The 13,344-nt window shown below is 74.7% G+C and carries 14 protein-coding genes; 9 read left to right on the plus strand and 5 right to left on the minus strand.

From position 1 onward, the window contains the following. A partial coding sequence (locus D476_RS37985; protein WP_017625258.1) for an nSTAND1 domain-containing NTPase occupies positions 1 to 3,112 on the plus strand: 3,112 nt, incomplete at its 5' end. A 43-nt stretch (positions 3,113 to 3,155) separates the two neighbouring features. Next, positions 3,156 to 3,515 (plus strand): CU044_2847 family protein, encoded by a 360-nt coding sequence (locus D476_RS0117645; protein ID WP_017625259.1) that lies wholly within the window; start codon positions 3,156 to 3,158, stop codon positions 3,513 to 3,515. 623 nt (positions 3,516 to 4,138) lie between these two features. On the opposite strand, the gene D476_RS0117650 is transcribed toward D476_RS0117645, so the two are convergent. Both D476_RS0117650 and D476_RS0117655 read right to left on the minus strand, forming a co-directional pair. Beyond that, the gene (locus tag D476_RS0117650; protein WP_017625260.1) at positions 4,139 to 4,687 is read right to left on the minus strand and encodes a MarR family winged helix-turn-helix transcriptional regulator; all 549 of its coding nucleotides are present in this window, start codon (positions 4,685 to 4,687) and stop codon (positions 4,139 to 4,141) included. Beyond that, a complete protein-coding gene (locus D476_RS0117655; RefSeq protein ID WP_017625261.1) occupies positions 4,677 to 5,411 on the minus strand; it encodes an SDR family NAD(P)-dependent oxidoreductase in 735 nt (244 codons plus the stop codon). Before D476_RS0117655 ends, D476_RS0117650 begins: the two co-directional genes overlap by 11 nt. A gap of 498 nt (positions 5,412 to 5,909) precedes the next feature. Here D476_RS0117655 and fabI point away from each other — a divergent pair, with 498 nt between their 5' ends. Continuing rightward, positions 5,910 to 6,689: an enoyl-ACP reductase FabI gene (fabI, locus tag D476_RS0117660; protein ID WP_017625262.1), complete on the plus strand. Its 780-nt coding sequence runs from the start codon at positions 5,910 to 5,912 to the stop codon at positions 6,687 to 6,689. Between the two features lie 379 nt (positions 6,690 to 7,068). After that, positions 7,069 to 7,551, plus strand: a complete 483-nt coding sequence (locus D476_RS0117665; RefSeq protein WP_017625263.1) for an HAD domain-containing protein — start codon at positions 7,069 to 7,071, stop codon at positions 7,549 to 7,551. Here D476_RS0117665 and D476_RS0117670 read toward each other — a convergent pair. Further along, positions 7,537 to 7,995 carry a MarR family winged helix-turn-helix transcriptional regulator gene (locus tag D476_RS0117670; protein WP_017625264.1) on the minus strand — a complete coding sequence of 153 codons (459 nt, stop codon included), beginning with the start codon at positions 7,993 to 7,995 and terminating at the stop codon, positions 7,537 to 7,539. The genes D476_RS0117665 and D476_RS0117670 overlap by 15 nt on opposite strands. A gap of 204 nt (positions 7,996 to 8,199) precedes the next feature. Between D476_RS0117670 and D476_RS0117675 the strand changes: the two genes are divergently transcribed. Then, on the plus strand, positions 8,200 to 9,408 hold the full coding sequence (locus D476_RS0117675) for an MFS transporter (RefSeq protein ID WP_017625265.1): 1,209 nt from the start codon (positions 8,200 to 8,202) through the stop codon (positions 9,406 to 9,408). 11 nt (positions 9,409 to 9,419) lie between these two features. After that, a complete protein-coding gene (locus tag D476_RS0117680; RefSeq protein WP_017625266.1) occupies positions 9,420 to 10,088 on the plus strand; it encodes a class I SAM-dependent methyltransferase in 669 nt (222 codons plus the stop codon). A 61-nt stretch (positions 10,089 to 10,149) separates the two neighbouring features. Here the strand turns inward: D476_RS0117680 and D476_RS0117685 are convergent, their stop codons facing one another. After that, complete coding sequence (locus D476_RS0117685; protein ID WP_017625267.1) at positions 10,150 to 10,410, minus strand: PLD nuclease N-terminal domain-containing protein; 261 nt, start codon at positions 10,408 to 10,410, stop codon at positions 10,150 to 10,152. Between the two features lie 239 nt (positions 10,411 to 10,649). After that, entirely contained in the window at positions 10,650 to 11,573 is a 924-nt protein-coding gene (locus tag D476_RS0117690) for an NADP-dependent oxidoreductase (RefSeq protein ID WP_017625268.1), read from the minus strand. Between the two features lie 120 nt (positions 11,574 to 11,693). On the opposite strand from D476_RS0117690, the gene D476_RS0117695 reads away from it, so the two are divergent. The 3 genes from D476_RS0117695 to D476_RS0117705 all read left to right on the plus strand — a co-directional run. After that, positions 11,694 to 12,137: a winged helix-turn-helix transcriptional regulator gene (locus D476_RS0117695; protein ID WP_017625269.1), complete on the plus strand. Its 444-nt coding sequence runs from the start codon at positions 11,694 to 11,696 to the stop codon at positions 12,135 to 12,137. Between the two features lie 69 nt (positions 12,138 to 12,206). Continuing rightward, positions 12,207 to 12,767 (plus strand): GNAT family N-acetyltransferase, encoded by a 561-nt coding sequence (locus D476_RS33670; RefSeq protein ID WP_051061779.1) that lies wholly within the window; start codon positions 12,207 to 12,209, stop codon positions 12,765 to 12,767. Positions 12,768 to 12,855: 88 nt separating this feature from the next. Further along, positions 12,856 to 13,344 (plus strand): GNAT family N-acetyltransferase (locus D476_RS0117705; protein ID WP_017625271.1); only part of this gene is annotated, 489 nt, incomplete at its 3' end.

Below are 13,344 nucleotides of genomic sequence, written 5' to 3' on the forward strand. Positions count from 1 at the left end.
CGGGCCGCGCTGCCTGTTCGCCGTGCGCTCGGACCACCTGGACGCCGTGCGCGAACGGCTCGGGATCGCCCCCGAGGCCGGGCACGGGGCCCGGGCCGAGGACGCCCCCTGGCAGCTGCACGACGTCCCGCGCATGAACGACGACCAGCTCCGGCGGGCCATCGAGGGGCCCCTGCCGCCGGGGGCCTCCTTCGCCCCCGGCATGGTCCCGCGCCTCCTGGACGCCGCCCGGGGCTGGGCCCCCGACACCCCGCCGCTGCCGCTGCTCCAGCTCACCCTGGCGCGCCTGTGGGACCGCAGGACCGCCGCCGGGGTGATCGACCACCAGGCCTACGACGAGCTGCACGGACTGAGCGGCGCCGTCGACGGCTACGCCGAGCGGATCTGGGAGCGGCTCGGAGAAGAGGACAAGGGCGTGGCCCGCGGCCTGTTCCTGCGCATGGTCCGAGTGCTGCGCGACGCCCCGCCGGTGGGGCGCTCGGTGCCCGTGGCCGAGCTGGGCGAGGCCGAGGCCGACCTGGTGCGCAGGCCGGCCGTCGACGGGCTCCTCGCCGCCCAGGGGAGCGGCGACCGGGCCGCCGTGCGCTTCACCCACGACGCGGTCATCGCCCACTGGACCCGCCTGCGCGCATGGGTCGACGCGGATCGCGCCTTCCTCACCTGGCAGGACGAGCTGCGCGGCGACGCCGAGCGCTGGTCGCGGTCGGGGCGGGACGCGTCGCTGCTGCTGCGCGGACCGGCCCTGGCCCGGGGCCGGGAGGCCGCCCGCGACCGGACCGGCGACCTGGGCCCGGCCGAGCGCCGCTACCTCGCCGCCTCCGCCGACCAGGAGCGGCGGCGCCGCACCCGCAAACGGCTGTGGACCGTCGGCCTCAGCGCCCTGATGGTGGTCCTCCTCGTCGCGACACTGGCCGCCGAGGCGTGGCGGCGCCAGGCGGGGGAGGGGGAGCGGGTGTCCGCCTCGCAGCAGATCGCGGCCCGGGTCAAGGAGGCCTACAGGCAGAGCGAGGCCACGTTGCTGCAGGCCGTGGCCGCCTACCGGACGGCCCCCACCCAGGCGGCGACCGAGGTGTTGTTCACGGCCTACCTGCAGACTCGCGACCTGGACCGGCTGCTCACCCCGCCCGAACCGGAGGGAATCGAGGGGATCGGGGCCGACCTGACCCGCGGCCTCGACCGGGTGGGGATGCTGTCAAGGGACCGCGTCCACCTGTGGCGGCGCACCGCCGAGGGGTACGCGGAGGAGGAGCTCAGCGGCGCCGCCGCGGTCGGCAGCGCCCTGTCGGCCGACGGCTCCCGTACGGCGCTGAGCGTGCCCGACGGCGTGCGGGTCCACGACGCCGACGGCGGGCGCCTGGCGACGTTCCCCCTCGAATCCGGTGAGGCGGTCGGCTCGCACGCGCTCGCGCTCTCGCCGGAGGGGACCTATGTGGCGTTCTACGACCTCGCAGAAGAGGAGGTCGCCGTCCACACCGCCGACCGTGCGGCCGAGGAGGTGCTCCGGCTGCCCGCCGACTCCAGCGGCGGGCGGTCCCCCTCCCTCAAGCTGTCCGAGCAGACGCTCTACGTGGAGGGCGGGAGCGGCAGCGGTGCGGGATTCGATGAGCCGCTGGCCGTCGATCTGGAGGAGGGGACCCGCACGGTGCTGGAGGCCTCGGTGTTCGAGCTGTCACCGCCGGAAGGACTCATCACCCGCTTCGCTCCCGGAGGGCGCGAATCCACCCTGATGACCTGCCCTGAGGCGCCCATCGGGGGATCGCTCGGCGAACCTGCGGAAAGCGAGGTCTCGGTGTACCGCCCCGCCGAGGCCGACACCGGTGAGCGGTTCACCGCCCCTGTCGGGTGCGACGAGATGATCGGCCTCGACCCCGGTGGCCGCTTCGCCGCGGCCTCGGGGAGCACGGGGACCCTGTACTACCTCGACACCGGCACCGGAGAGGTGGTCGCCGGCGCCGCCCCGTACGCGGACGGGTTCCCCGTGGTGCCCGCGTCCGCGGGGTCGGGCCTGCTGCGCGCGGCCCACATCGGCGGGGACTACACGGGGGTCGGCATCGGCACCGTCGACCCGGAGGGCCTTTCCGGCCGCCTCGACACCCTGGGGCTCACCCTCTCCGGCGACGGCGACCTCGTCCTCACCCTGCGCAACCCCTTCCAGAACGAAGGCGGACCCCCGCGCGGTGACGGTGTGGAGATATGGGACCTCGAGGGCGAACGGCTCGACGCGATCGACCTCCCCGATGCGGCCTCCGCCTCGGCGGGCGAGGAGTACCTGGTGCTCGCGGGCAGAGAACGGGTCCAGGTGCACGCGACCGGGACCCGTGAGCGCCTGTGGGACGTGGACCTGCCCGGATCGGACCGGCCCCAGGCCCGGGTGGCCCATGACGATGAGCACATGCTGCTCGTGGAGGACTCCGGGCGGGCGCGCGCCTACGCGCTGGACGACGGGGACCCCATTGGCCCCGCCTTCACCGTCCCCCTGCCGGAGAGCGAGGCCCCCGGCGGCGGCCGCATGCCGCTGGCGATGGACGAGATCCCGGGCCGCCCCCTGGTCTACCGCGTTGTCGGCCCGGACGGTGCGTCACTGCAGACGTGGGACGCCCGCACCGGTGAGCGCACCGGCACGGAACCGTTGCCGACCGGGGGCGTGCTGGCCGCCTTCCACCACGACCCCGACGACGCGGGGCACGGTGTCGCCTACTCCTTCGACGCGGACGACGGCTGGCAGGTGGAGCTGTGGCGGCTGGACGGGAGGACGCCCCGTCGGGAGGCCACCCTCGTCGAGGGGTTCGGGCTGTCGGCGGTCCCCAGCGACCTCCCCGCCATCGTGGTCACGGATGGCGAGATGCTCCGCATGTGGGACTTCTCCGGTGAGGAACGGAACACACTGCCGCTTCCGTGGGCCAGCGACAGCAAGGTCGTGGTCGTGCACGGCGAGGAGGAACTGATGCTGACCGGGGGCGCCTACGGCGGGGCCCAGATCTACTCCCTCGACCCGGAGGAGTGGATGCGGCACGTGTGCGCGGTGGCCGGGGACCGGGAGCTGACCCGGGCCGAACGGAGCGGCCTGCCCGCCGCGGCGGTCGCCGACGGCGTGTGCACATTCGGCGGATGAGCGGGACACCGCGAGACGGACGACGGGAACGGGGAGAGGTCGCATGGCCCACTATCTGGACGTGCCGATCGAGGGCACCGGAGGCACCGACGGCGCGGACGGCACCGACGGCGCCGGGACGGTGCGCGTGGAGGTCGATCCGCTGCCCGGTGACCTGATCCCCGCGGCGGGCGGGGACCATACGCAGGTCACCCGGCTCTCGGAGTCCTTCGAGGCGGCGATGGACCGCATCCGCCCGATGGCGGAGGCGATCACCGGGAGGCTGGCGGGCATGCGGGTGCGCCCGGACACGGTGACGGCGGAGTTCGGAATGAAGTTCTCCGCCGATGCCGGGGTGGTGGTGGCCCGCACCGCGGGCGAGGCCCAGATCACGGTGACGCTGACCTGGGGGAAGAGCACCTGACAGACCGCACCGGTCCCGGGGCTCGCGCTCGGAGGCGTGTACCGGCGTCCGATCCGTCCGAGGGGACGAGGAAGTCGGACGAGGGGATCCACCGTCGGAGGCGCGCGGCCGGTGACGGCGGCGGGGGCGGCGCTCGCCGGTTCCACGGTCCGCCGATGTCCCACGGGTTGCCGTTGCTCCGGGGGTCCGTCGCCGAGTTCGGCGCCGCTCCCGTTTCCGGGCACGGCGAACAGGCCGTCGGCCTGGGGGCCGCGGCTACCGGTGCGGGGGCTGCCGTCGCCGGGACGAGGGCGGAGGCGAGCATCGGCGCGGCGCGGCGGCCGCGGCCGGGAGCGGTCGGGGGAGGGGAGGACCGTCACGGTGGTCTCCTCGGAACACCGTTTCGGGCCGGGCCCGCCTGGCCGCTGAGCCGGGCCCCGCCAGGGGGCCGAGGATGTCGCTCCCGGGGCGCGCCCCGGCCCCGATTCCGTCCGACCGGGTCGGCGGGCACGTCCCACGGGGACCGGGCACGTCCTCGGGGGACCTGCCAGGGCACCGCCGGGCTCCGCGCCCCACCGCGCGGCGCCCGGCGGTCCCGCCTTGCCGCCCTGTTCCGGACCGGCACTCCGTCCGGACGGGCGTCTTCAATCGGCCCGGTCGCCGACCTGGCCTGCCGGGGGCGGGCCGCCGAGGCCGGAGAGGAGTTCGCGCAGCAGGTCGGCCAGCAGCTCCCGGCGCTCGGGGGGCAGGTGGGCCACCAGGCGCTCCTCGGTCGTGAGCAGGTCGGCGACCACGCGGTCGAGCAGAGCGGACCCCGCATCGGTCAGGGCCACCGCGCGCGCGTGGTAGCCGGATCCGCTCGTGCTCCGCTCGACCAGCCCCGCCTCGGACGCCCGCGCCACACGCTGCGTGATCGCCCCGGGCGTCACCCGGCACTCCTCGGCGAGTTCCCCGGGGCTCATCCGGTAGGGCGGCCCGGAGCGCCGGAGTGTGGAGAGCAGGTCGAGGGCCGCCATGTCCACGCCCAGGTCGGCGAGGAGGCGGCGGCGCTCGTCGCCGAACACCTTGGCCGCCCACCACACCCGGGTGATGATCCCGATCGACTCCACCGGGACGCCCGGCAGCTCGCGCTGCCAGGCGTCCTGGATGGCGTCGGCGCCGTCGCGCGGGGGCCCGGCCGGTTCAGCGGCCATTCTCGGCGCCGCCGTTCACCTGGACGATCTGGGCGGTGACGTGCCGCGCGCCGGGCGAGGCGAGCCAGTGGACCGTCTCGGCGACGTCGTCGGGGGTCCCGGCCCGGCCGGTGCTGGTCTGCGCCACCAGCGCGGCGTGGCGCTCGCCGTCCAGCCCGCCGCCGAAGAACTCGGTGTCGTCGATCAGACCCGGGGCGACGACGTTGACCGTGATGCCGCGTGGGCCCAGGTCGGCGGCCAGGTCGTAGGCGTAGGGGTGCAGGGCCGCCTTCATCGACCCGTAGGAGCCGCCGCCCGAGCCGCGGTAGGCCGCGATCGAGGAGACGAACACGATCCGGGCGGAGGGGGAGAACAGGTCGCGCAGGGCCTCGGTCGGCAGCACCGACGTGAGGACGTTGGCGTGGAAGTTGCCCGTCCACCGGCGGGCCGTGTCCTTGGGGCCGTCCGCGGCGCCGTCGCCGATCTCGACGTTGCCCCCGGCGTTGTTGACCAGGACGTCGACGGTGCCGAAGCGCTCGGCCAGTTCGTCGCGGACGCGCTCGACCTGCGCGGGGTCGCCGAGGTCGGCGGGCAGCGCGGTGCCGCCGACCTCCTCGGCGGCCCGGTGGAGGACGTCGGACCGGCGGCCGATGACCACCACCCGGTCCCCGTCGGAGGCGAAGCGGGCGGCCACCGCCTTGCCGATACCGGTGCCGCCGCCGCTGACCACGATCGTGCGGGCCATGGGAGACCCTCCTCTCGCCACGCTGACTTCAGCCCTAAATTTTAGAGCTAAAGTCAGCGTAGCAGCGGTCCGAGGGGGGCGGGGGACGGAGAAGGGGGGCGGCGCCGGGCCCGCCCTGCGCGGGCGGGGCGGTGGTGCGCGCTGGAGCGACGTGGCCTTCGGCCGCCGTTTGCGCCATCGGTGGTCCGGACCCCGACGGCGGCCGGGCCCGGATCAGATCCGTGACGACCGTGCCGACGGGCGACGGGCGACGGGCGACGGAAGGAGCATCCACGACCTCAATGAAGGCCCTGGTCAGGGTGGCGCAGGCGCGGAGGGCCCCGGTCGGACACGGGTGCCCCCGGCGCCGAGTGCCCAGAGTTGCCCCCATCGGCCGGCGCCCTCCGGTGCAGCCGTTCAAACTTCCCCGCCCGAAGTTTGTGCACACGCGCGAACGCCTCCCGGCCCCCGGCCTGGCTACGGTGCCACCACCGGCACCAACGCCTCCGAGGGAGTCCCGTGAAACTGCTCATCACCGGCATCACCACCCAGTCCTCCATCGCCTTCGCCGTCGCAGAGGAGGCGATGAAGCAGGGCCACGAGGTCATCCTCTCCAACCCGCCGGGCCGCCAGCTCTCCATCCTGGAGCGCATCGCCAAGCGCCTCCCCGCCGAACCGGTCGACATCCTGGGCCTCGACGTCACCGACCCGGACCAGGTCACCGCCGCCGCCAAAGCCGTCGCCGGGCACTGGGACCACGTCGACGGCCTCCTGCACTCCATCGCCTACGCTCCGGCCGAGGCCCTGGGCGGCAACTTCCTGGAGACCGACTGGGAGGACGTCGCCACGGCCGTCCACGTCTCGGGGTACTCGCTCAAGGCCCTCGCCGTCGGCTTCCGCGACCTCATGGCCGAGGCGCCCGACGGCGCCGGGGTGGTCTCCCTGACCTTCGACGCGAGCCGCGCCTGGCCCGTCTACGACTGGATGGGCAGCGCCAAGGCCGTCCTGGAGAACAGCACCAAGTACCTCGCCCGCGACCTCGGGCCGCAGAACATCCGCGTCAACGCTCTGGCGGCCGGTCCGATCAAGTCCCTCGCGGGCGGCTCCATCCCCGGCTTCGACCGGATCGCCGACCGGTGGGGCGAGTCGGCCCCCGTCGGGTGGGACACCTCCGACGCCTCGGTCGTCGCCGGGCCCGCCCTCTTCCTGATGTCGCCCGCCGCGCGGGGGATCACCGCGACCACCCTGCACGTCGACGGCGGCCACCATGCCATGGGCGCCCCGGTCGAGGGCCTGTGACTCCGTCCGTGCCGTGACGGGCCGCCCCGTCGGCGGTGGTGCGCAGCACGCCGACGGCGAGGGCGGCCAGGCCGAGACCGTGGTCACCAGGCCCGCCGCCAGGGCCCTCTGAGGGCGGGGAACACGGCGAAGCGGACCCCCGAGGATCGTCGCGCAGGCGGGCGCGACGGCCACGCTCTGTCGGGCGCCGAGCGGCCGACGCCCCCCGGAGGCCTCTTCCGGGGCTGATCCCGGCTGGTCCCATTCGCGTGGCGTGGGCGTCAACGGGGAGTGCTCCCCGTGCGATCGGGCAGCGGCAGGGGAGGATCACCGATAGGAGGTCGTTCGGGCGGTGCTCCCGACGCCTCGTTCGCCTTGAGGAGCCCGCCTAAGGAGGACTGTGACCGCGCCCCTGCTCTTCCTGGATGTGGATGGGCCCCTTAACCCCTATGCCGCCGCACGGGACGCCCTCCACCGGGCCGGGTACCGCTCCCTCGGCCTGTCCGGTGTCCTGCTCCACCCCGGCCACGGGCGCGCCCTTCTCGACCTGCCCTACACCCTCGTCTGGGCCACCACCTGGGAGCACGCCGCGAACGACGTGCTCTCCCCGCTGCTCGGCCTGCCCCGCCTGCCGGTCGTGGAATGGCCCGAGTCCGCGCCCGCCTACGGGGCGCTCTCCTTCAAAACGCCGACACTGGTGGACCGCGCCCGCGGGCGCCCCTTCGCCTGGGTCGACGACGACATCGACGACGCCGACCGGGCCTTCGTCGCCGACCACCACGACGCGCCCGCCCTGCTGCACCGCGTCGACCCCGCCGTCGGCCTGACCCCCGGCGACTTCGCCGCGCTGGCCGCCTGGGCGCCGGCGTCACTTCAGCAGTAGCGCGACGAGCTCGGCCCGCGTCTCGTCGCCGCCCTCCTCGGCCACGGCCTCTTCGAGGGCCTGCGCGTAGCTCTCCCGTGCCTCCTCGACCTTCCGCCGCCCCAACTCGGTGATCTGCGTGTAGACCCCGCGCCGGTCGTTGGAGCAGTGGTAGCGCTCGGTCAGCCCCGCCCGCTCCAGGCGGCCGACCATCCTGCTGAGGGAGCTCTGGCCGATGGGGATGGCCTCGGCCAGGAACTGCTGGCGCAGGTGCCCGTCGTCGTCGGAGTAGTGCAGGGCCGACAGCGCCGAGTACTCCGAGCACGTCAGCCCGTGCGGCTCCAGCGCGCGCTCCAGGCGCTCCCGGACGCGGGCCTCGAACAGGCGCAGGCTGCGCCAGCGCGCCTCCAGCGGGGTCGGCTCGTCGATCCGGGGGTCGGCCGAGGAGGGGGAGGGCGCGCCCATGCCGGGACTCCTTGCTGTGACGGACTTTGCGCCAGGATACCCGGCCCGTGCACCTACCTTCCATGCAAAGGACGTCTCTGCAATCATTTGAAATACAAAATACGTCTGTGCAACTATTGCGGCGACGCAGACCCCGGTCCCGGGGTCCCGACCGCCGTCCGCCGGTCCCCGCCGACCCCGCGGAACCGGCCCCAAGGAGTACGGATGCCCCTCGCCGTGTTCGCGCTGATGCTCGCCGCCTTCGGCATCGGCACCACCGAGTTCGTGATCATGGGCCTGCTTCCCGAGGTCGCCGACGACATGTCGGTCACCCTCACCACCGCGGGCCTGCTCATCTCCGGCTACGCCCTGGGCGTCGTCGTCGGCGGCCCGCTGTTCACCGCCGCCGCCACCCGCATGCCCCGCAAGACGATGCTGCTCGTCCTGCTCGGCTTCTTCATCGCGGGGAACGCCCTGTCCGCCCTGGCACCCGGCTACGGCACCCTGATGGCCGGGCGCGTCCTGGCCGCCGTCTGCCACGGCGCCTTCCTCGGCATCGGCTCCGCGGTCGCCGCCGACGCGGTCGCCCCCGCCCGCCGCTCCCAGGCGATCGCGACGGTCTTCACCGGCCTGACCGTCGCCAACGTCTTCGGCGCCCCCATGGGAACCTGGATCGGCCAGGCCGTCGACTGGCGCGCCACCTTCTGGGCCATCGCCGCCCTGGGCGTCCTCAGCCTGGTGGGCCTGGTCCTGCTGGTGCCGGGCGGGCGGGACGCCGCGCCCGCCCGCCTCCGCGACGAGCTGGCCGTCTTCGCCCGCGGCCAGGTGTGGCTGGCGCTGGCCACCGCCGGACTGAGCATCGGCGCCCTGTTCGCGGCCTTCAGCTACGTCTCACCGCTGATGACCGACGTCGCCGGGTTCTCCGCGGGCCTGCTGACGCCGCTGCTCATGCTCTTCGGAGTCGGGCTGGTGGCCGGGAACCTGGTCGGCGGGCGCCTCGCCGACCGCGCCCAGGTGCCCACCCTGCTGGTCGCCCAGGCCGCACTCGCCGCCGTCCTCGTGGCCTTCACTCTGGCCGCGCAGTACCCGGTGGCGGCCGCCGCTCTGCTCGCCCTGGTGGGCGGGGCCGGGTTCGCCACCGTCCCCGGCTTCATGGCCCGGGTGATCGACAAGGCCGAGGGCGCCCCGGTGCTCGCCTCGGCCGTGGCCTCATCGGCCGCCAACGCCGGGATCGCCGTCGGCTCCTCCCTCGCCGGATGGACCATCGACGCCGGGCTCGGGCTCACCTCGCCGCTGCTCGTCGGCGCCGCGATGGCGGTACTCGCGTTCGGGGTGACAGCGGCCTCGGGCGCCCTCGACCGGCGCCGCGCACCGGCGGATGCGGCCGGCGCGGCGGAGGCGGGCGGGGCACCGGCCCTGCGCGAGGGGGAGTAGTCTCCCCCGCCGTGAACGAATCCTCCCGAACGACCGACCACCTGCGGGCCACCGCCGACGCCTACGACGGCCTCGCCGACCTCTACGCCGACCACGCCCGCGGCGCCCTGGCCTGCCTCCCCCTGGACCGGGCGGTGATCTCCGCCTTCGCCGACCTGGTCCGGGGCGCCGGGCCCGTCATCGAGCTGGGGAGCGGATCGGGCGAGGTCACCGGCCACCTGCGCGATCTGGGTCTGGACGTCTGCGGTGTGGACCTGTCCCCGGCCCTGGTCGCCATCGCCCGCAGGGAAGTGCCCGGCGTCGCGTTCCGGGTGGGCTCCATGGGCGACCTGGACGCGGCCGACGGGGCGCTGGCCGGCGCCGTCTCCTGGTACTCGCTCATCCACCTGCCGCCGGAGGAGGTGCCCGCCTACCTCGCCGAGTTCCGCCGTGTCCTGGCGCCCGGCGGCCACCTGCTGCTCGCCTTCTTCGAGGCCGAGGGCGGCCCGGTGGCCCCGTTCGACCACGCGGTCGCCACCGCCTACCGGTGGCCGGTCGAGGAGATGGCGGCCGCGGCGGGCACGGCAGGCTTCACCGAGGTCGGCCGGATGCTGCGGGAGCCGCTCGAAGAGGAGCGGTTCCGGCGCGGCCACCTCCTGATGCGCGCGGACGGGGCGCCCGGGTCCGACCGGTCCTCCTAGCCGATGCCGCCGCCGACCCCGGGCGGNGGCGGGGCGCGGTCGTCCGACCCGGGCGGGGGCGTCAGTGCGCCACGGCGGCCGCGCTCCTCCTGCCGACGATGAACCAGCACAGCGCGCCCAGGAACGGCGCGCAGATGATGAACAGGGCCCACACCACCTTCATCCCCGCGTCCAGCCGTGAGGTGAGGCTGCCGATGAACGCGGCGACGATGAATGCGACGTAGGCCAGCAGGCCCACGGTGACGAGGGCGAGCAGGGCCGCACCGCCGACCTGGCCGAGGTCGGCGAATAGAGCGGTGGCGGCGGCGGTGTGCACGAGCATGGCGCGGCATCCAATCCCTGGGGCGTTCCGGTCGCGATGACGGATTCAACGCTAGGGAGCGGCCACCGTCCGGCGCGTCGCTCTGCGGGACCAACCCGAGGTACGACCGAGGTGGGGGTCGGTCATCACCGCCGCCCTAAGTCGGTGATGCGGGGACGGCGCGCCGCCGATCGTCGGGGCCGCCCCCGCCCCTTCGCCCGTCTTCGCACCGCGCCGCCCAGGGGAAGGGGAGCCCCGACTCAAGGGGTCAGCACGATGCGCCCGCGCACCCCGCCCTTGGCCATCGCCCGGTGGGCGTCCGCGGCGCGTTCCAGCGGCAGCACCTCCTGGACGCGGGCCGGAAGCTCCCCGGTCGCGGTCCGGGCGAGCAGCCCGGCGAGCCGGGCCCCGTCCGGGGTGACGGACACGGTCCGCACCATGATCCCCCGCTCGGCGTCCGGCGCCCCGCCCGGCAGGACGCCGACGTAGCTCCCGCCGTCCCGGACCAGGGCCAGGGCGTCCGCCTTCAGGGCGGCCGTGTCGGCGACCGCGTCCCACCCGGGTTCGGCGCGGTCGGTGAACGCGGCGCCGCGTGCCCGGACGAAGTCCGCGTCGGCCGGACGCGCCAGCCCGGTCACCGGCCAGCCGCGCTCCTGCGCGAGCACGGCGAGGTGCCCGCCGACCGCTCCGGCCGCACCGGTCACCAGGAGCCGGTCGGACTCGGCGGGCGCGTCGCCGAGCAGGTCGGCGATCTGCGCCGCGGTCAGCGCGTTGAGCGGCACCGTGGCCGCCTCGGTGAGCCCGACCCCGTCGGGGACCTCGGCGAGGTCGGCGCCCGGGACGACCAGCAACTCGGCGTAGGTGCCGAAGTCCCGGTCGAAGCCGGGCACCAGCCCCGCCACCCGTGCGCCCGGCGCGAACCCGGCGCCGGGGCCCACGGCCTCGACGGTCCCGGCGAAGTCCCAGCCCAGTCCGGTGTGCTCGGGCTGGTCGATGGCGCCCATGGTGTGGAACACGCCCCCGGCGACCGCGAGATCGACCGGGTTCACCGACGCGGCAGCGACCCGGACCCGGACCTCGCCGGGGCCGGGGTCGGCGACCGGGACCTCGATGACCTCGATCGCGTCGGGTCCGCCCGGGATGCGGACGACGGCGGTGCGGACGACGTTCTTCGCTTCTGTCACGGCGGCTCTCCAGAGTGGTGTCCTTCGGTTGCCGGGCTCCACACTGGTGGGGTAACTCTCTTATCGGAAGTAGGCACTTTGAAGTGCGTAACGCACCATCCGATGCGAAAGGGATCGGCGATGGCGACGACGACGGCGGCACAGCGGCGGGCGCAGGCCAAGGCGGACTACGACGCGTTCCTCGCGGCGTGCCCCAGTCGGCAGCTCCTCGACCGGATCTCCGACAAGTGGGTGGCGCTCGTCCTGGCGGCCCTGGGCAGCGGCGGCCCGCACCCCCCGGGTTCCGACTGCGCCGAGGCGCCGCGCGCCATGCGGTACTCGGAGCTCGCCCGCCGCCTGGCGGGGGTCAGCCAGAAGATGCTCACCCAGACCCTCCGGTCACTGGAGCGCGACGGCCTCGTGGTGCGGACGGTGACCGCGACCGTCCCGGTCACCGTCACCTACGAGCTGACCGGCCTCGGGCTGTCCCTCCACCGGGTGGTGGGGGAGGTGAAGCGTTGGGCGGAGGCGCACATGGACGAGGTCCTGGACAACCGCTCCGCCTACGACGCCCGCGCGGAGTGATCCGGGCGCACCGAAAAGTTCCAAGAGCCCTTTACCTTCGCGTGAAAGGGGGTCGTCTAGCATTTCTCCATGACGTCCGAGTTGCGCACCCAACGGCTCCGCATCCGCGAATGGGCGCCCGACGACGCGCCTGCCGCGCTGCGGATATACGGGGTCGAGAAAGTGGCGGGCCGCCTCACCCCGGAGATGAGCACGGTCGGCGACGAAGAGGCCATGCGCTCGGTCCTGCAGGCCTGGATCGAGGCCCAGCCCAACCTGGTCACCCCGGCCGGGCGATGGGCGGTCGTCCGCGAGTCCGACGGGGAGGTCATCGGCGGCCTGGCGCTGCGCCAGCTGCCGCCCTACGAGGAGGACTTCGAGCTGAGCTGGCACCTGCGTCCCGACGCCTGGGGGAGCGGCTACGCCAGCGAGGCGGCCCGTGCGCTGGCCGGGTGGGCGTTCGAGCAGGGGCTTGAGGAGCTGTTCGCCGTCGCCCGCCCCGACAACGAGCGCGCCGCCGCCACCGCCCGCCGCATCGGCATGGAATGGGTGGGCGAGACCGACAAGTACTACGGCGCCACGCTGCAGGTCTTCCGGATGCGCCCGTCGGACCTGGGGGGCGCGGTCCCGGCGGCTTTCACGGACAATTGACCGGGCGCGTGCGGGCGCGCGCGGCGGGGGCGTAGGATCCGGCGGACCGGAGCGACACAGGATGGCCCCCTGACCACCGAGGAGCCGCATGGAACCGCGTGTGCGACCGGCGGAGAAGGCCGACATGGAGGCCGTCGCCGCCGTCTACGCCCACTATGTCGCCGAGACCGTCGCCACCTTCGATGAACAGGTGCCCGACACCGCCGCCTGGCGGGCCCGCCTCCTCGACCTCCGTGAGCGCGGTCTGCCGTTCCTGGTGGCCGAGGCCGGGGGCGAGGTCGCCGGGTACGCCCTGGCGGCCCCCTGGAAGCCCAAGTCCGCCTACCGGTTCACGGTGGAGGACTCCGTCTACCTCGCCCCCGGGCGCACCGGCGCCGGACTGGGCACCCTTCTGCTCGGCTCCCTGGTGGAGGCGTGCGCCGGGGCCCGGCTCCAGAGCATCGTCGCCGTCATCGCCGACACCCCCGACGGGGCCCAGGCCGCCGCGTCCATCGCCCTCCATGAGCGCCTGGGCTTCAGCCGCACCGGACGCCTGGAGCGCGTGGGCTACAAGCACGGCGGGGGGCTCGACACCGTC

Source organism: Nocardiopsis chromatogenes YIM 90109, from assembly GCF_000341185.1.
GTDB classification, from domain to species: domain Bacteria; phylum Actinomycetota; class Actinomycetes; order Streptosporangiales; family Streptosporangiaceae; genus Nocardiopsis_A; species Nocardiopsis_A chromatogenes.